The sequence below is a fragment of the Amycolatopsis sp. NPDC059027 genome (assembly GCF_042739735.1).
Classification (GTDB): Bacteria; Actinomycetota; Actinomycetes; order Mycobacteriales; family Pseudonocardiaceae; genus Amycolatopsis.
In genome coordinates this window covers 1-16,629 of record NZ_JBHYIK010000126.1, presented here as the reverse complement: position 1 = coordinate 16,629, position 16,629 = coordinate 1, and the positions used below count along the sequence as shown (strand labels likewise).

The 16,629-nt window shown below is 69.7% G+C and carries 12 protein-coding genes; 7 read left to right on the top strand and 5 right to left on the bottom strand.

The window, feature by feature from the left end; translation table 11 throughout:
- Positions 1–50: 50 nt before the first annotated feature.
- Positions 51–938, bottom strand: coding sequence for a 3-methyl-2-oxobutanoate hydroxymethyltransferase (gene panB / locus ACFWY9_RS43470; RefSeq protein WP_378330097.1), 888 nt, complete (start codon positions 936–938; stop codon positions 51–53).
- A 272-nt stretch (positions 939–1,210) separates the two neighbouring features.
- Between panB and lysX the strand changes: the two genes are divergently transcribed.
- Both lysX and ACFWY9_RS43460 read left to right on the top strand, forming a co-directional pair.
- A complete protein-coding gene (gene lysX / locus ACFWY9_RS43465) occupies positions 1,211–4,534 on the top strand; it encodes a bifunctional lysylphosphatidylglycerol synthetase/lysine--tRNA ligase LysX (protein ID WP_378341640.1) in 3,324 nt (1,107 codons plus the stop codon).
- 241 nt (positions 4,535–4,775) lie between these two features.
- On the top strand, positions 4,776–5,354 hold the full coding sequence (locus tag ACFWY9_RS43460) for a hypothetical protein (protein ID WP_378330095.1): 579 nt from the start codon (positions 4,776–4,778) through the stop codon (positions 5,352–5,354).
- Here ACFWY9_RS43460 and ACFWY9_RS43455 read toward each other — a convergent pair.
- Complete coding sequence (locus tag ACFWY9_RS43455; protein WP_378330094.1) at positions 5,317–5,763, bottom strand: MarR family winged helix-turn-helix transcriptional regulator; 447 nt, start codon at positions 5,761–5,763, stop codon at positions 5,317–5,319. The genes ACFWY9_RS43460 and ACFWY9_RS43455 overlap by 38 nt on opposite strands.
- Before the next feature lie 59 nt (positions 5,764–5,822).
- Here ACFWY9_RS43455 and ACFWY9_RS43450 point away from each other — a divergent pair, with 59 nt between their 5' ends.
- Both ACFWY9_RS43450 and ACFWY9_RS43445 read left to right on the top strand, forming a co-directional pair.
- Positions 5,823–7,049: an MFS transporter gene (locus ACFWY9_RS43450; protein ID WP_378330093.1), complete on the top strand. Its 1,227-nt coding sequence runs from the start codon at positions 5,823–5,825 to the stop codon at positions 7,047–7,049.
- Between the two features lie 51 nt (positions 7,050–7,100).
- Positions 7,101–7,685 carry a DinB family protein gene (locus ACFWY9_RS43445; protein WP_378341639.1) on the top strand — a complete coding sequence of 195 codons (585 nt, stop codon included), beginning with the start codon at positions 7,101–7,103 and terminating at the stop codon, positions 7,683–7,685.
- Between the two features lie 36 nt (positions 7,686–7,721).
- Here the strand turns inward: ACFWY9_RS43445 and ACFWY9_RS43440 are convergent, their stop codons facing one another.
- Positions 7,722–8,273, bottom strand: a complete 552-nt coding sequence (locus ACFWY9_RS43440; protein WP_378330091.1) for a methylated-DNA--[protein]-cysteine S-methyltransferase — start codon at positions 8,271–8,273, stop codon at positions 7,722–7,724.
- Positions 8,274–8,433: 160 nt separating this feature from the next.
- On the opposite strand from ACFWY9_RS43440, the gene ACFWY9_RS43435 reads away from it, so the two are divergent.
- Both ACFWY9_RS43435 and ACFWY9_RS43430 read left to right on the top strand, forming a co-directional pair.
- Positions 8,434–9,870: a S8 family serine peptidase gene (locus ACFWY9_RS43435; protein WP_378330090.1), complete on the top strand. Its 1,437-nt coding sequence runs from the start codon at positions 8,434–8,436 to the stop codon at positions 9,868–9,870.
- Complete coding sequence (locus tag ACFWY9_RS43430; RefSeq protein ID WP_378330089.1) at positions 9,867–10,487, top strand: VOC family protein; 621 nt, start codon at positions 9,867–9,869, stop codon at positions 10,485–10,487. Before ACFWY9_RS43435 ends, ACFWY9_RS43430 begins: the two co-directional genes overlap by 4 nt.
- A gap of 87 nt (positions 10,488–10,574) precedes the next feature.
- On the opposite strand, the gene ACFWY9_RS43425 is transcribed toward ACFWY9_RS43430, so the two are convergent.
- Together ACFWY9_RS43425 and secA2 are read right to left on the bottom strand one after the other, a co-directional pair.
- A complete protein-coding gene (locus tag ACFWY9_RS43425) occupies positions 10,575–12,296 on the bottom strand; it encodes an NAD+ synthase (RefSeq protein WP_378330088.1) in 1,722 nt (573 codons plus the stop codon).
- Positions 12,297–12,472: 176 nt separating this feature from the next.
- Positions 12,473–14,797 (bottom strand): accessory Sec system translocase SecA2, encoded by a 2,325-nt coding sequence (gene secA2 / locus ACFWY9_RS43420; protein ID WP_378330087.1) that lies wholly within the window; start codon positions 14,795–14,797, stop codon positions 12,473–12,475.
- Between the two features lie 101 nt (positions 14,798–14,898).
- On the opposite strand from secA2, the gene ACFWY9_RS43415 reads away from it, so the two are divergent.
- On the top strand, positions 14,899–16,521 hold the full coding sequence (locus tag ACFWY9_RS43415) for an alpha/beta hydrolase (protein WP_378341638.1): 1,623 nt from the start codon (positions 14,899–14,901) through the stop codon (positions 16,519–16,521).
- Positions 16,522–16,629: the final 108 nt, after the last annotated feature.

Below are 16,629 nucleotides of genomic sequence, written 5' to 3'. Positions count from 1 at the left end.
CCTTAAGGGACCCGGAGTCCCTCAAGGAGGCCCCCACGGACCGACCCCTCTCAGTGGAACTCGTGCTCCGGCGCGGGGAACTCGCCCCGTCGCACCTCGTCGGCGAACGCCGCCGCCGCGCCCGAGAGCGCACCGGCCAGGTCGGCGTACCGCTTCACGAACCGGGGTGCCTTCCCGCGCCGAAGTCCGGCCATGTCCTGCCAGACGAGCACCTGGGCGTCGCAGTCCGAGCCGGCGCCGATGCCGACGGTCGGGATCTTGAGTTCGTGCGTCACGCGCTTCGCGGCCTCCGCGGGCACCATCTCCATCACCACCGCGAACGCCCCGGCCTCCTGCAGTGCCAGCGCGTCGGCGAGCAGCACGTCCGCCGCTTCGCCGCGCCCTTGCACCCGGTAGCCGCCGAGGTTGTGTTCACTCTGCGGGGTGAACCCGATATGTCCCATCACCGGCACGCCCGCCGAGGTCAGTGCCTCGACGTGCGGCGCGAACCGGCGCCCGCCTTCGAGCTTGACCGCGTGCGCCCTGCCTTCCTTCATGAATCGCACGGAAGTGGCCAGCGCCTGCTCGGGGGAGAGCTGATAGGAGCCGAACGGGAGATCCGCGACGACCAGCGCCCGCTTCACCGAACGGGTCACCGCCCGGACAAGCGGAAGAAGTTCGTCCACAGTGACCGGCAACGAGGTGTCGTAGCCGAAGACGTTGTTGGCCGCGGAATCGCCGACGAGCAGCACGGGAATCCCGGCTTCGTCGAACAACGCGGCGGTGTACATGTCGTATGCGGTGAGCATCGGCCAGGGTTCGCCCCGTTCCTTGAGCTCACGCAGGTGATGGACGCGGATCTTGCGCACGGGCGCGGATTGCGCCGATGCCGAGCCGGTACCGTACGGGGCGGCTACCTCGCCGCTGGAGCCGCCGGATCCGGTGCTGGGGGTAGACATCGTTGTCGACCGTCCTTCCCTCGAGGCCTCGTGCGAGGTCCCCGGGTCGTGGAGTCTGAACGATCAAAGCGTGACACGCGCCGAGGGCACCCCCAAGGCCGTGCGACCAGCTTCACACCCCCGTGGCGGCGCTCCCACGACCGAGCTACCGCCCCGGGACCACGCACCGTCCGACTTCGGGATGATGCCCGGAGACAACCCGGCGCGGTTCACTGACGTTGAACAAAGCAGTCGAGACGGCCATTACGGACGTCCGGTCACGAAAGGCGACGATGGGAAACCCTGCGAGCGCGCGCACCCGCCTGCCCGCCTGGAAGGCCAAAGCCGGCGGCATCATCGCCACCGTCGTCCAGCTCGCCGCCGTCTTCTCCGTGATACTCCTGCTCACCAACGGCCCGCGCGGCCGCGTGATGAACGGCATCGACATGCTGTTCTCCGCGCTCAGCGTGCCCACCAACGCCAGCCTGGTCATCGTCCTGCTGCTCGTCGTCCTCGGCGCGGCCCTGCGCCGCCGCAAACGCGCCGCGCTCTACACCCTGGCGCTGTTCCAGGTCGGCGGGCTGCTGATGACCATGGCGCTGCAGGCGACGCTGCTGTGGTGGCCGGAGACGCTGACGCTGGGCCCCAGGCAGATCCGTCACATCCCCGGGCATCTGTGGGCGCTGACCATCGCCGACCTGGTCTCGATCGGGCTGCTCGTCTTCCTGCTCCGGCTGCGTCCCGCCTTCCCCGCCCGGCTCGCCCCGAGCGCGTGGCGGGACGGATTGTCCGTGCTGCTGGGCGGGTTCGCCGCCGTCATCGTGCTGGGGTGGGCGCTGAGCGAGGCGTTCCCCGGTCATCTCGCCGACACGTGGGAGCGCTTCGCCTGGGTCGTGAACCACGCGACCGGCGAGAACATCCAGCTCAAGCGGTTCGGGGTCGGCGAGGGGCCGGGCTGGCTGGACGTGCTGCTCGACCTCGGTGCGACGGCGGTCGTCACCGGCGCGCTGTACACGTTGTTCCGCGGTGTCCGCAGCAGGCGGCTGCGTACTGATGACGAGGAACTCCAGCTGCGCGGGCTGCTCGCCGAGCACGGCGAAGGCGATTCTCTCGGGTATTTCGCCACCCGCCGCGACAAGAGTGTCGTCTTCTCCTCGAACGGCCGCGCCGCGGTCACCTACCGCGTCCTCGGCGGTACCAGCGTGGCCAGCGCCGACCCGATCGGCGATCCCGAGTCCTGGCACGACGCCGTCCGCGTGTGGCTCGACGAAACCCGTACCTACGGCTGGACGCCCGGTGTGCTCGGCGCGAGCGAACAGGGCGCGAAGGTCTACACCGACGCCGGTTTGAAGGCACTGGAAATCGGTGACGAAGCGGTGCTCGACATCCGCGAGTTCAGCCTCGCCGGTCCCGAGCGCCGCTCGGTCCGGCAAGCGGTGAAGCGCATCGAGCGCGCCGGCTACACCACGCAGGTCCGTCGCCATGGCGAGATCCCGGCCGAAGAGATGGCCTCGTTGCTCGCCCACGCCCAGCAATGGCGTGGCGCCGAGACCGAACGCGGGTTCTCCATGGCACTGGGCAGGCTCGGCGATCCGAGCGACGGCCGCAGCGTCATGGTCGAGGCATACGATGCGCGAGGAGAGCTGCGGGGCTTGCTTTCGTTCGTGCCGTGGGGGAGGCGCGGGCTTTCCCTCGATCTGATGCGACGCGACCGGGACGCCGAGAACGGCCTCAACGAGTACCTGATCGCCGAGGTCGTCGCGGCGGGACAACACCTTGGCGTGCAACAGATTTCGCTCAACTTCGCGATGTTCCGCGCGGTGTTCTCCGAGGGTGAGCGGATCGGCGCGGGCCCGGTTCTCCGGGCATGGCGGGGCGTTCTCGGCGTCGCGTCGAGGTTCTTCCAGCTGGAGTCGCTGTACCGGTCCAACGCCAAGTACGGGCCCGACTGGGTGCCGCGGTTCCTCTGCTATTCCTCGGCACGCAGGCTGCCCAGGGTCGGCATCGTCGCCGGTGCGCTCGAAGGGTTCGTGCCCACACGCGGGACGCGGTCGTTGCGGCTGGAGACCGTCAGCGACGACTTCGTCGCGCAGGTCAAGCGGATCGACGAAAGCGCGGCGCGGCCGAAGGTCCGGGAGACCCGGCGGCCCGAGCAGGTCCGGGTGCGGGTCGCGAAGCTGGACAAGCTCCGCGCGGCAGGCATCGATCCGTACCCCGTCGGGTTCGAGCGGGACGACCTGCTCGGCGACGTCGTGAAGAAGTTCGGCGGGCTCGCCCCGGACACCCACACCGGGCATCACGTGCGCGTGGCGGGCCGCGTGCTGGCGCTGCGTACCCTCGGCGGACTGTGTTTCGCGCGTATCAAGGACTTCTCCGGCGAAATCCAGCTGATGCTCGACGCGTCGGTGCTCGACCTCACCGGCTGGCGGACCGGGATCGACCTCGGTGACCACGTGGGCGTGAGCGGCCAGGTGATCACGTCCCGGCGTGGCGAGCTGTCCGTGCTCGTCGACGAGTGGACGGTCACCGCGAAATGCCTGCATCCCTTGCCGGACAAGCGAAAGGGCCTCACCGACCCGGAGACGCGGGTGCGGCAGCGCTACCTCGACCTCGCGGTGAACCCGGACTCGGCGACGATGCTCCGGCTGCGGTCCACAGTGGTCCGCGCGGTGCGGGAACGCCTGCACCACCGTGACTACCTCGAAGTCGAGACACCGATGCTGCAGACCGTGCACGGCGGCGCGAACGCGCGCCCGTTCGTCACCCACATCAACGCCTACGACATGCGGATGTACCTGCGGATCGCGCCGGAGTTGTACCTCAAGCGCCTGTGCGTGGCCGGGGTGGAACGAGTCTTCGAGCTCAACCGCAACTTCCGCAACGAGGGCGTCGACGCGACGCACAACCCCGAATTCACGATGCTTGAGGCGTACCAGGCGTATGCGGACTACGGCACCATGCGGAAGCTGACGCGTGAGCTGGTGCAGCAGGCGGCGGAGGCGGCCTACGGCGCGCAGGTGGTCCGGCGGCCGGACGCGGACGGGAAGCTCACCGACTACGACATCTCCGGCGACTGGCCGGTGATCCCGGTGCACCAGGCGGTTTCCGCCGCGCTGGGCGAGGAGATCGACGCGGGGACGCCGGTGGAGACGCTGCGGCGGCTGTGCGTCCGCGCGGGAGTCCCGGTCGGCGAGGACGCCGGACACGGCGACCTCGTGCTCAAGGCACACGAACACCTCGTCGAAGGCGCGACAGTGCTGCCGACCTTCTACACCGACTACCCGACCGACGTCTCTCCGCTGACCCGCCAGCACCGCGTCGACTCGCGGCTGGCCGAGCGCTGGGATCTCATCGCGTTCGGCTCCGAGGTCGGCACCGCCTACACCGAACTGACCGACCCGATCGAACAGCGGCGCCGCCTGGAAGCGCAGTCCCTGCGCGCCGCGAGCGGCGACGTCGAGGCCATGGAGCTCGACGAGGACTTCCTGCTCGCCCTGGAACATGGCATGCCGCCCACCGGTGGTCTCGGCATCGGCATCGACCGGCTGCTGATGATGCTCACCGGCGCCTCGATCCGGCAGACCGTCCTCTTCCCCTTCGTACGCCCGCAGGCCTGATGCTCGCAGGCCTGATGTCCGCAGGCCTGGAGGAGGAGCAGGGGACCTTTACTAACGTTCGTTAGCGCGCTAATCGTTGGCTTGCTCACGGACGTTAGCAAAGGTCCCTCGCTCCCGTCCGGCGATAGCAAAGGTCCCTCGCTCCGCTGAGCCGCCGCGTCACCCCGCGCGAACGCGCCACAAAGTCGTCGCGGACCCGTTAATCCGTGTCACACGTGCCTGGGTCGCTTAGGGTGTGCTGGTGCGTGCTGCGCGGCTGATCGCCCTTGTCCTGGTTGGACTCGGTGTCGTGGCCTATTCCGCGTGGCCCCTCGAGTTCCTGTTCGCCACCGGGGTTTCGCCGCTCCACGACCCCGTCGGTGAATTGCTCACCAGGCATCCGGTGTTCCGTGTCGCGCAGATCGTCTCGGGGAGTGCTTTCCTGCTCGTCGGCCCGCCGCTGGTCCGGCTGGCCCCGGTGCACTGGACGGGCCGCCTCACCGCGGGGTCGGTCAGCGTCTTCGGTGCTCTCGTCTTCGCCGATGCCGCCTATCCCGGCAATACCGCCGTCAGTCTGCTCACGAACGTCACCTTCGTCGTCGGTTCGTGCAGCCTCGTCCTCTGGTGGCCGCGCGGCTGGCGGGAAAGCGCCATCATCGGCCTGGCCCTGATCGTGCTCACGTGGCTGGCCGTGCTCGTGACCGGGTCGCTCGGTCCCGGACATTTCGCCGGAGTGGCCACCCGCGCGCAGCTGGTGGTCCGCGCCGCGCAGATGGTGCTGGGCGCGATGTACGTCTTCCGTGTCACCCCTGCGCCGCGATATGCGTCTCGAGTCGGCTGAGCAGTTCGAGCAGCGTCCGCCGTTCCGCGGCGTCGAGCACGGAGAAGGTCTCGTTGGCGTGCGCGCCCTGGATCCGTTCGATCTCCTTCAGCCGTTCGCGCCCGGACTCCGTGATCGCCAGCAGACTCGCCCGTCGATCGGTCGGATCCGGTTCGCGGCGCAGCAGTCCGTCACGTTCGAGTGCGTCCACCGCTGAGGTGATCGCCCGCCCGGTCACGCCGAGCCGTTCGCGAACCTCGCCCATTCGCGGGCGATCGCCGAGCATGTCGACCACCAGCAGCAGCTGGACCTGCGCGGTCGGCCAGCCCTTGCGCGCATAGGGCGCACCCGCGTAGCGGCGCATGACGTGGGTGATGCGCCGCAGCGCGTCCGCCAGTTCCGCGCCGGTCGGGGCCTTCTCGGTTGACATGCCCGTAGCTTACCCGCAAAGTATATAGGCGCAATTGATACTAAATACTTTGAAACTACATGGGGGATCTCGTGACTCTGTGGACGAACCGGACCTTCGTCCTGCACATCACCAGCGCGACGACTTCGTCGCTGGGGACAGCCGCCTCGCAGGTGGCGGTGGTCTTCGCCGTTCGTGGCATCGGTGGCACGCCGGCCGACATCGGCCTGGTCGCCGCGGCCGGTCTCGTGCCGGCACTGGTGTTCTTCCTGGTCGGCGGTGTCATCGCGGACAGATGGCCGCGCAACCTCGTTCTCGTCGGTGCCAACACCCTGTCGGCGCTGAGCCAGGGCGTACTCGCCGTGCTGGTGCTCACCGGGCAGGCCCGCCTCGGGCACATCGTCGCGGCTGCCGCCGCCAACGGCCTCGCGACGGCTTTCGCCATGCCCGCGTCGCAAGGACTGCTGATGCGTGGCGTGGCCAAGGAACACGGGCCGCGTGCGTTCGCCACGTTCCGGCTCGGGCTCACCCTCGCCCAGATCGGTGGCGCCGCGCTCGGTGGTGTACTCGTCGCGGCCACGGGCGCCGGCTGGGTGCTCGCGATCGATGCGCTGACCTTCGTCGTCGCGATCCTCCTCCGGCTGCTGGTGCGGGTCGAGGGCACTTTCACCGTGCGCGGACATCTCGGCCGGGAACTGCGCGAGGGCTGGACCGAATTGCGCTCCCACCGCTGGCTCGGCCCGGTGATCATCCAGTTCGCGGCCGTCAACACCCTCGCCGTCGGTGCCTACGAACTGGTCCTCGGCCCGGTCGACACCGCGGAGACGCTGGGGGGAGCGGCCGCGTGGGGAGCGATCTCGGCCTGCGACGCCGCGGGCATGGTCCTGGGTGGACTGCTGTTGATGCGGTTCACCTCGTCGCGGCCGCTCGTCGCGGCGGTCATCGGCGGCGTGCTCACCGTGTCCCCGCTGGTGGCGATGGCGGCGGCCGCGCCGCTCACCGTGGTGTGCGCGGCCGCGGTCGCCGCCGGGGTGGGGGTCGAGGTCTTCGGGGTGCACCTGATGACCATGCTGCAGCGGGAAGTCCGGCCGGACCGGCTCTCCCGGGTGTCGGCGTATCAGTCCCTCGCGGGCTTCGGGCTGACGCCGGTGGGCGCGGCGCTCGCCGGACCGCTCGCCGCCGTCGCGGGGATCCGCGGGGCGTTGTGGGCGACGAGTGCCCTGTTGCTCCTGATCGCCGCGGTGGTGCTCAGCCTGCCCTCCGTTCGCGTGGTTCGCGCGGACGCCGAAATTGTCGGTGCCGGGTGAGACGATGCTCGCAATCGACCATGACCCCCGAACCCGGAAGAGAGGTCCACCATGGCGGGAAGTGTTCCCCCGGTCGCCGACGAGCGTGAAGGTCTGCTGAAGTACCTGGAGCAGCAGCGGCATGTGTTGCGGATAGCCGCATACGGCCTCACCGACGAGCAGGCCAGAGCCGTGCCGAGCCGCAGTTCGCTCAGCGTCGGCGGGCTCGTCAAACACGTCGCGGACACTGAGGACGGCTGGATCGACATCGTGCTTCAGTTGCCGCAGAAGGAACCCACCAAACAGGACTACGTCGACGGATTCCGTCTCCTCGAAAGCGAAACTCTCGAAGGCGCGCTCGCCCGGTACGACGAAGTAGCCCGGCGCACCGAAGAGGTCATCGCCGGAATCGCCGATCTCGGCCAGCCGGTGCCCATCCCGAAGAATGTCCCCTGGTTCCCGAAGGACGTCGACGCGTGGTCGGTGCGCTGGGTCCTGCTGCACCTGATCGAAGAGACCGCGCGTCACGCCGGTCATGCCGACATCGTGCGCGAGCACATCGACGGCGCGACGGCGTTCCCGCTGATGGCCGCGGCCGAAGGCTGGCCGGAGTCGCCGTGGATGAAACCGTGGAAGCCCGAAGCGCAGTCGGTGTGATCCGTCCACACGCGACACCGCACGGGAGGTGGTGAATCAGAACAAGGTCGGCTCGTCCGCCAGCGCGCCCTCGATCACGAGCATGCGGCGCTTGGTCGTGACCCCGCCCCGCGCCGAGAATCCGCCGTCCTTGCCTCCTGCGGCGAGGACCCGGTGACACGGGACGATGATCGGGAACGGGTTGCGCCCCAGGGCCTGCCCGACGGCCTGTGCCGAACCGGGCATGCCGAGCCGGTTCGCGATGTCACCGTAGGTCAGCGTCTTACCCGGCGGGATGGCGCGCGTGATTTCGTAGACGCGGCAATGGAAATCTGGCAAACCGGTCCAGTCGAGTTCGACGTCGCCGAGCTGTTTCGGCTCGCCGTTCATCAGGGCGACGATGCCGGCGATGGCCGATCTCATCGCCTCCGGTGGCGCCGATTCGACGGCGTCGGGGAAACGTGTGACCAGGTGGGATCGCGTGCGTTCGGTACTGCCCTCGGGCAACTGGACGCCGAGCACGACGTCCGCGTGCCAGGCGAGGCCGCAGGGGCCGATTGCGGTGTCGAACACGGCGAAGCCCTGCGGCGGGGATTCCTTGGCCGTCATCCGCCCAGCCTACGAGAGGGGCCCGACAAGAACCGCCCGAAGAGGGATGCCGTACGCGCGGCCGATCGCTAGGTTCAGTTCGGGGGTTTTGCCGGATTGAGGAGGTCGGTCGGTGGCGGGCAGGAACAGGCGTGCGCTCAGAGCGCTGGGTGGCGTGGTGATGGCTGCTGTGCTGGGTACGGGACTCGCCGTCCCGGCGGCGGCTGCCACGGGCGCTGAGAACGGGGACGTGCCCTCGGCGTTGACGGCGGCGCCGGAGGAGTCCGCGGTACCGCCCGGCACTTTGGTGATGCCGCACGTCGTGATCACCCGCGCGGACCGGCTGCACACCTGGTGGGCCGAACTCGCCGTACGGCGAGCGGGCGGCACGGTCGTGTCGTCGTACCCGCAGGTCGGCGTCGTGGTGGCGTACACGGCGAAGGACGACTTCGCGGCGAAAGTCCGTGGCACGCGAGGAATCGAAGCGGTCGGGGCGACCCGGACGGCCAAACTCCCCGTGGAGTTCTTCGCCGCCCGGAAGGACGTCCGCTACACCGGGCCCGGTTCGCCGAACTCCGGTCAGGTACCCGCCGAAGGCACGGCGTGGGACGTCCCGGCGCTCGGGCTCGACGCCGCGCACCAGGTGTCCGACGGCAGCCGGCGGGTTGTCGCGGGTGTGCTGGACACCGGTGTGGACGACACCCATCCCGAACTCGCGGGCGCGTTCGACGCGCGGAACTCGGTGTCCTGCCTCTCCGGCTGGGCCGACCGCAGCCCGGGCGCGTGGCGGCCAACGCTGGACGGGCACGGCACGCACGTGGCGGGCACTATCGCGGCGGCGCGCAACGGCACCGGCGTCGTCGGCATCGCCCCCGGTGTGCGGCTCGCGTCGGTGAAACTGGCCGAACTGGACGACACCGAAACGGCCGAGAGCATGGTGTGCGGCTTCGTGTGGGCGGCGGAGCACGGATTCGCCGTCACGAACAACAGCTACCGCTCGATCCCGTGGCGCTACAACTGCGACAACCAGATCGACCAGGCGGCGATCAAACTCGCTGTCGGCCGGGCGGTGGCCTACGCGCAGCGTCGCAACGTGCTGGTCGTGGCGTCCGGTGGCAACGCGGGCATCGACCTCGACACCCGGTCGGTCGACACGGAAAGCCCGGCGGACAGCACCCCGGCGCGGCGTCCGATCGACCCGAGCTGCATCCGCCTGCCTCACGAACTTCCCGGCGTGGTCGGCACCGGCGCGCTCGACGAGAAACTTCTCAAGGCGTCGTTCTCCAACTACTCGGCGTCGCGGATCACTGTCGCGGCGCCGGGTGTGCGGGTCTGGTCGACCTGGCCCGGCGGCCTGTACCGCTCGGCGAGCGGCACCTCGATGGCGTCCCCGCACGCGACCGGCGTGGCCGCGCTGATCGCGAGCGAACATCCGCGCTGGAACGCCGAACACGTCAAACGAGCCCTGTACGCGACCGCCAAGCCGCTGGCGTGCCCCGACCCGTACGACCCGAACGGAGACGGCAAGCCCGACGCAGTCTGCAAGCGTTCGCCGGCCGGGAACACCTTCTACGGGCATGGCCTCGTCGACGCCGCTGCCGCGGTGGGGGCACGATGACCCTCGTGCTGGATCATCTCGTCTTCGCCGGACCGGACCTCGCGGCCGCCGTCGCCCACGTCACCGAACTGACCGGTGTCGAGCCCGTCCCGGGCGGCAGCCACGTCGGCCGCGGTACCGCGAACTACCTCGCCGACCTCGGCTCGGGCTCCTACCTGGAGGTCATCGGCCCCGACCCCGCGCAGCCCGAGCCGGACGGGCCACGCCCGTTCGGCATCGACGACCTCACCGAGCCCGCGCTGGTCACCTGGGCCGTCCGGACCACCGACATCGACGCGGCCGTCGCCGATCTCCGGGCCGCCGGCTACGACCCCGGCGACATCTTCGACATGTCACGGGATGCCCAGGGCGAACTCCTGTCCTGGCGGCTCACCTCGCCAGGCGGCCTCGACGGGCTCGCGCCGTTCCTCATCGACTGGGGGAGCACACCCCATCCGACAACACGCGGTCTGCCGAAGATCCCGCTCCTGCTGGTGACCGGCGTCCACCCCGACCCGGCGGCCGTCGACGTCGTGACCCGCGCGCTCCACCTGGAGCTGCTGGTCCGCCACGACAAGAAGCCGGGCCTGGTCGCCGTCCTCCGCCGGACCGACGGCTCCCAGGTCGCCCTCAGCTGAGGAGGAGCAAGGGACCTTTGCTCACGCTTGCTGAGCAACGCTAACGAAGCGGGAGCAAAGGTCCCTTGCTCCCGCTCGCCCCCGGGGCTACGCCTTGCCCTCGCGCCAGGCGTTGGTGATCGGCAGCCGCCGGTCCCGCCCGAACGCCTTGAAGGTGATCTTCGTGCCCGGCGGGTACTGGCGGCGCTTGTACTCGGCCTTGTCGACCATGCGCACCACGCGGTCGATGGTCTCCGGCTCGAACCCGGCCTCGATCAGGTCGGCGTACCCGCGGTCACCCTCGACGTAGTCGTCGAGAATGTCGTCGAGCAGCGCGTAGTCCGGCAGCGAATCGGTGTCGAGCTGGTCGGGGCGCAACTCGGCCGACGGCGGCTTGCTGATCGAGTTCTCCGGGATCGGCGGTGTCTCGCCGCGTTTTTCCGCTTCGGCGTTGCGCCAGCGAGCCAGATGCCACACGTGGGTCTTGAACACGTCCTTGATCGGCGCGAACGCGCCCACCGCGTCGCCGTAGATCGTCGAGTAGCCCACCGCCAGCTCGGTCTTGTTGCCCGTCGCCAGCACCAGGTGTCCCTCCAGATTGGACAGTGCCATGAGCAGCATGCCCCGCGCCCGCGCCTGGACGTTCTCCTCCGCGAGCCCGGTGAGCTTCAGCTGGTCGACGTAGACCCGGACCATGTCTTCGATCGGCTCGACCCGGAAATGCGCGCCGATCCGGCGGGCCAGGTCGGCGGCGTCGCCCTTGGAGTGGCCCGAAGAGTACTTCGACGGCATCGAGACGCCGTAAACGTTGTCGCCACCGAGAGCGTCCGCGGCCAGCGCGGCGACCACGGCGGAGTCGATCCCGCCGGAGAACCCGAAGATGACCGACGAGAACCCGTTCTTGTGGACGTAGTCGCGCAGACCGACGACCAGCGCCGACCACACCTCGGCTTCGTTGGAGAGCGGTTCGCTCACGACCGACTCGGTCGACGGCTCGTAGGCGGGGAGCGGTTCCTCGCTCAGCACCCGCCGGTGGACGTGCAGCCCCTCGAGGGCGCCGTCCGTGACGTGCCCGCCCGCGGCGAGGTCCAGATCGGTCACGAGCAGGTGCTCGACGAACTGCGGCGCCCGCGCGAGCACGGTGCCGTCGGCAGCGACGACCAGCGAGTCCCCGTCGAAGACCAGATCGTCCTGGCCGCCGATCTGGTTGGTGTACACCAGCGGGGCACCGGCCTCGGCGGCACGGCGGGCGATCAGCGGCAGCCGGACATCGTCCTTGGCCCGCTCGTACGGCGACGCGTTCGGCGCGACGACGAGATCGACCCCTGCCTTGCCCAGCGCCGAGATCGGGCCGCCTTCCTGCCAGATGTCCTCGCAGATGACCATGCCGATGTCGAGCCCGTGCAGGCGCACGACGTCGAGAGTCGTCCCCGGCTTGTACCAGCGGTGCTCGTCGAAAACGCCGTAGTTGGGCAGGTGGTGCTTGAACTGCCGGGCCACCACCTCGCCGCGATACAGTGCCGCGGCCGCGTCCCGCGGCCCCTCCTCGTCGAGGTCGAGGTAGCCGACGTAGGTGAGCACGTCGCCGCAGCCTGCTTCGTCGAGCCGCCGCGCGAGGATCTCGAGGCTCTTGCGGGAGGCCTCGGCGAACGTCTTCCGCAGCGAGAGGTCCTCCACCGGATAGCCGGTCAGGGACATCTCGGGGAACACGACCACGTGGGCCCCGGCCTCGGCGGCCTTGCGGGTCCACGCGACGGTCAGCGCGGAGTTGCCGTCGAGGTCGCCGACGGTGGGATTGACCTGGGCCAGTGCGATGCGCAGTTGCGGCATGCGCACATTCTGACCCACGGTCCCCCGCCCGGACGAGCGAATGTGCTCGAAAGAGCAGGACACCCGCCTGTCCAGAGCGGGGAAAGAGAAGCAAGGGACCTTTGCTCACGCTCGCTTAGCGTTGCTCAGCAAACGAGAGCAAAGGTCCCTTGCTCACCTCCGGGCCGAGGCCGGGGCTACTTGCGCCGGATCATGCTGCGCACCTTTTTGATCGTCTGCTCGAAGTCGGAGTCGAACGGGTTGTCGTGCACCAGGTAGGTCCACGTCGTGTTCGCCCGCCGCACGCCGGCGTCGGCCAGGTCGATCCCGTCGTCGGTGATCTCGGCTTCCTCCAGCGTCTTCGCCGCCCGCGTCACCGCCTCCGGGATGATCTTGTGGAACTCCGGGATCGCCGCGCGGTGGAACTCGTCGAGCGGAGTCTCCCGCGCCAGCGCCCGCAGGTGGATGCTCTCGCGCACGTCGGTCAGGTACGCGAGGTGATCCGACCACAGCTGGTCGAGGTGGTACAGCAGCACCTCACGGCAGATCTGCTCCAGCCGGGCCTCGTCGTCGAGCTTTTCCTTCAGCTCGCCGAACTTCTCCGGCTGCGCCTTCTCCAGCTCCTCGGCCGCCAGCGCCGTCCGCAGCACCTTGTCGCGGTGCGCCAGCAGGTCGCCGCGCTGCCGCTCGATCAGCCGCGTGTAGCGCCAGGTGTTGCGGTGGATCTCCAGGTCGACGCCCTCGGCCACGCGCTGGGCGTGGTTGAGCTGCCGTAGCGCGGCCGGGTCGGTGATCTCGCCGGTGTCGGGATCCGAGCCGATGCCCTCGGGGATATCCGGCGCGTTCGAGAGCACGAGTTCGTCGTTGAGGCTGGCGAAGAAGATCGCGCTGCCGGGGTCACCCTGCCGCCCGGACCGCCCGCGCAGCTGGCCGTCGAGACGGCTCGACGGGTAGCGCGCGGTGCCGATCACGTGCAGCCCGCCCAGCTCGACGACCTCCTCGCGGTCCGTGCCCTCGGTGCCGCCCAGCCGGATGTCGGTGCCGCGTCCGGCCATCTGCGTCGACACCGTGACCGCGCCGCGCTTGCCCGCTTCGGCGATGATCGCGGCTTCCTCGGCGTCGTTGCGCGCGTTCAGCACGACGCATTCGAGATCGACCTTCGCCAGTTTCTCCGCGAGTTCCTCGGACTCGGCGACGTCCTGGGTGCCGACCAGGATCGGCCGCCCGGTCTCGTGCACCTTCCGGATCTCGTCCTCGATCGCCCGCAGCTTCTGCGACGGCGACGCGAAGATCCGGTCCGGCAGGTCCTCGCGCACGTTCGGCGTGTTCGGCGGGATGACCGCGACCTCGAGCTTGTAGAACTCGCGCAGCTGCTCGGCCACCGCGACCGCGGTACCGGTCATGCCCGCGACCTCGGGGTAGCGCGCCAGCAGCGCCTGCACGGTGATCGAGTCGAGGATCTCGCCCCGGTCGGTGGCGGTGACCTGCTCCTTCGCCTCGACGGCGGCCTGGAGGCCGTCCGGCCAGCGCTGCAGCTCCGCGACCCGGCCGCGGGCGGCGTTGATCAGCTGCACCTTGCCGTCGCGGACCAGGTAGTCGACGTCGCGGGTGAGCAGCGCGTGCGCGTGCAGTGCCACGTTCACCGCGGCGAGCCGCTCCGAACCGGAGTCGCCGTAGAGGTCGATACCGCCGAGCGACTTCTCCACCACGGACGCTCCCGCGCTGGTCAGCCACGCGTTCCGGCCGTCGGAGTCGGTCTCGTAGTGCAGGCCCAGCCGCAGCCGCCGGACGACGTTCGCGACCTCTTCGTCGGCGTCGGTGTGGTCGATCGACCCGGCCATGACCAGCGGCACCCGTGCCTCGTCGACCAGCACCGAGTCGGCCTCGTCGACGATCGCGATCTCGGGATCGGGCTGGACGAGGTCGTCCTCGCGGGTGACCAGCCGGTCACGCAGCACGTCGAAGCCGATTTCGGCGACAGCGCCGTAGGTGACCTCTTTTGCGTAGGCCTCCTTGCGGTCGTCCCGCGAGTGCGCGGGCTCGACCCAGCCGACGGACACGCCGAGCAGCGCGTACACCGGGCCCATCCATTCCGCGTCGCGTCGCGCCAGGTAGTCGTTCACCGTGACGACGTGCACGCGCTTGCCACGCAGCGCGTAACCCGCGGCGGCCAGCGCACCGGCGAGCGTCTTACCCTCACCGGTCTCCATCTGCACGACGTGCCCGGTCAGCAGGCCCATGGTGCCCAGCACCTGGACGTCGAAGGCCCGCTCGCCCAGTGCGCGCCGCGCCGCCTCGCGGCCCAGCGCGCACACCTCGACCAGCTGGTCGTCGCCGAAGTCCGTGGCCTCGCGCGCCTTGCCGGCGCGCTCGGTCAGCTCCTCGTCGGAAAGCTGCTCCAGTTCGGGTTCGAGCTTTTCGACGGCGGGCAGCAGTGCCTCGTACCGGGTCAGCTCGACGCTGCCCGGCCGCTGGATGATCCGGCGGAGCCGCTTGCCCACCCGGCTGATCAGTGCTGCCACCCCTGGTCTCCCGTCTATCTGTGTCCGAGCACACCCCGTCCCGACCAACGCGGGACAGGTGCGTCCGAGTTCCGCGTCTGCCCGGATGGCACGATCCAACCGTGCCTCCCCACATCAGCGCCAGGTCCCGTACCCGCCGAATCGCCGCGCTCGCGGCGTCCGGCCTGCTCGCCGTCACGCTGGCCGCGTGCTCGACGGGCGAAAAGTCCGCGCCGCCCGCGCCGTCGACCGAATCGCACGCACCGGTCGGGCCGGTGCCCGCCGGCCTGGAGCGGTTCTACGGACAGAGTGTGACCTGGGCCGACTGCGCACCCTACGCGACCTCCGCCGAAGCGAAATCCGCGTTTCGTACGAAAGATGTCCAGTGCGCCAGGCTGACCGTGCCGCTGGACTACGGCAAACCGGACGGATCGACGATCACGCTCGGCCTGCTCCGCCGTAAGGCGACCGACCAGGGCGCGCGGATCGGCTCGCTGGTGGTCAACCCGGGCGGGCCCGGCGCCTCGGGGATGACCGCTGCGGCCAGCCTCGCCGGGCAGACCGCGAACACCGCGCTCGGAAAGCGTTTCGACCTGGTCGGCTTCGATCCGCGGGGGATCGGTGCCAGTGAACCGCAGATCCGCTGCTTCACCGACGCCGAGCGCGACGCCGACCGTGCGGACGACATCGAGACCGACGGTTCGCCCGCTGGAGTCGCGAAGCAGGAGCAGCAGAAAAAGGACTTCGCCACGAAGTGCGCGCAACGGACGCAGCACGGCGACGACATGCTCGCCAACGTCGGCAGCCGAGACGTCGCGAAGGATATGGACATCCTTCGCTCCGTACTCGGCGACGAGAAACTGACGTACCTGGGCTTTTCCTACGGCACCCGGATCGGCACGACCTACGCCGAGGAGTTCCCGCGCAACGTGCGCGCGATGATCCTCGACGGCGCCGTCGACCCTCAGCAGGACGCGACCGCGTCGCTGGTGGCGCAGGGCGCCGGATTCGGCAAGGCGTTCGGGGAATTCGCCCGATGGTGTGCCGGTCAGCAGGACTGCGCGCTCGGGCCCGACGCCGGCGGGGCGGTGAAGGGCTACCAGGACCTGGTGCGCCCGCTGATCGAGTTCCCGGTCCCGGTCGGCGACGGCCGGAAGCTCTCCTACGAGGACGCCACGACCGCCACGATCCAGGCGCTCTACCAGCAGAGCCTGTGGGACTCCCTGAACTCGGGACTCAACGAGCTGAAGCGGCAGCGCGGCGCCACCCTCGAAAAGCTCGCCGACCTCTACAACGAACGCGGCACCGACGGCCGCTACGGGACGACGCAGGACGCGTTCACCGCGATCCGCTGCGTCGACGACCCGCGGGTCACCGACCCGAAGACGATCGAGCAGGCGCAGCAGAAGTACGTCCAGGTGGCGCCCTTCCTCGACGACGGCCGTCCGGCCAGCTCGGCCCGCGACGCCTGCGCGTTCTGGCCGGTGCCGAACACCTCCCAGCCGCATCTCCCGAACGTCGAGGGCCTGCCGAAGCTGCTGGTCATCTCGACGACCAACGACCCGGCGACGCCGTACCAGGCCGGGGTGAACCTGGCGAAGGCGCTCAAGGGAGCTTTGCTCACGTTCGAAGGCACCCAGCACACCGTGTTCCTGCAAGGCGTCGGTTGTGTCGACAAGGCGGGCACCGACTACCTCGTCGACGGCACGCTCCCCGCGGAGGGCAAGCGCTGCTCGGCGTCCTGACCGCGGCGGAAGAGGAGCGAGGGACCTTTACTACCGCCAGAGAGGAGGGGGGGGGGGGGGGTCTGAGGAGAATGCGGCGTGATCGGATGAGAGAGAGAGAAAACGACT

Bases quoted from the DNA above. Each gene is read 5' to 3' on its own strand.
- ACFWY9_RS43430 (WP_378330089.1), top strand. From the start codon at position 9,867: ATGACCCTCGTGCTGGATCATCTCGTCTTCGCCGGACCGGACCTCGCG.
- ACFWY9_RS43450 (WP_378330093.1), top strand. From the start codon at position 5,823: ATGGGGGATCTCGTGACTCTGTGGACGAACCGGACCTTCGTCCTGCAC.
- lysX (WP_378341640.1), top strand. From the start codon at position 1,211: ATGGGAAACCCTGCGAGCGCGCGCACCCGCCTGCCCGCCTGGAAGGCC.
- ACFWY9_RS43425 (WP_378330088.1), bottom strand. From the start codon at position 12,296: ATGCCGCAACTGCGCATCGCACTGGCCCAGGTCAATCCCACCGTCGGC.
- ACFWY9_RS43455 (WP_378330094.1), bottom strand. From the start codon at position 5,763: ATGTCAACCGAGAAGGCCCCGACCGGCGCGGAACTGGCGGACGCGCTG.
- panB (WP_378330097.1), bottom strand. From the start codon at position 938: ATGTCTACCCCCAGCACCGGATCCGGCGGCTCCAGCGGCGAGGTAGCC.
- ACFWY9_RS43440 (WP_378330091.1), bottom strand. From the start codon at position 8,273: ATGACGGCCAAGGAATCCCCGCCGCAGGGCTTCGCCGTGTTCGACACC.
- ACFWY9_RS43445 (WP_378341639.1), top strand. From the start codon at position 7,101: ATGGCGGGAAGTGTTCCCCCGGTCGCCGACGAGCGTGAAGGTCTGCTG.
- ACFWY9_RS43435 (WP_378330090.1), top strand. From the start codon at position 8,434: ATGGCTGCTGTGCTGGGTACGGGACTCGCCGTCCCGGCGGCGGCTGCC.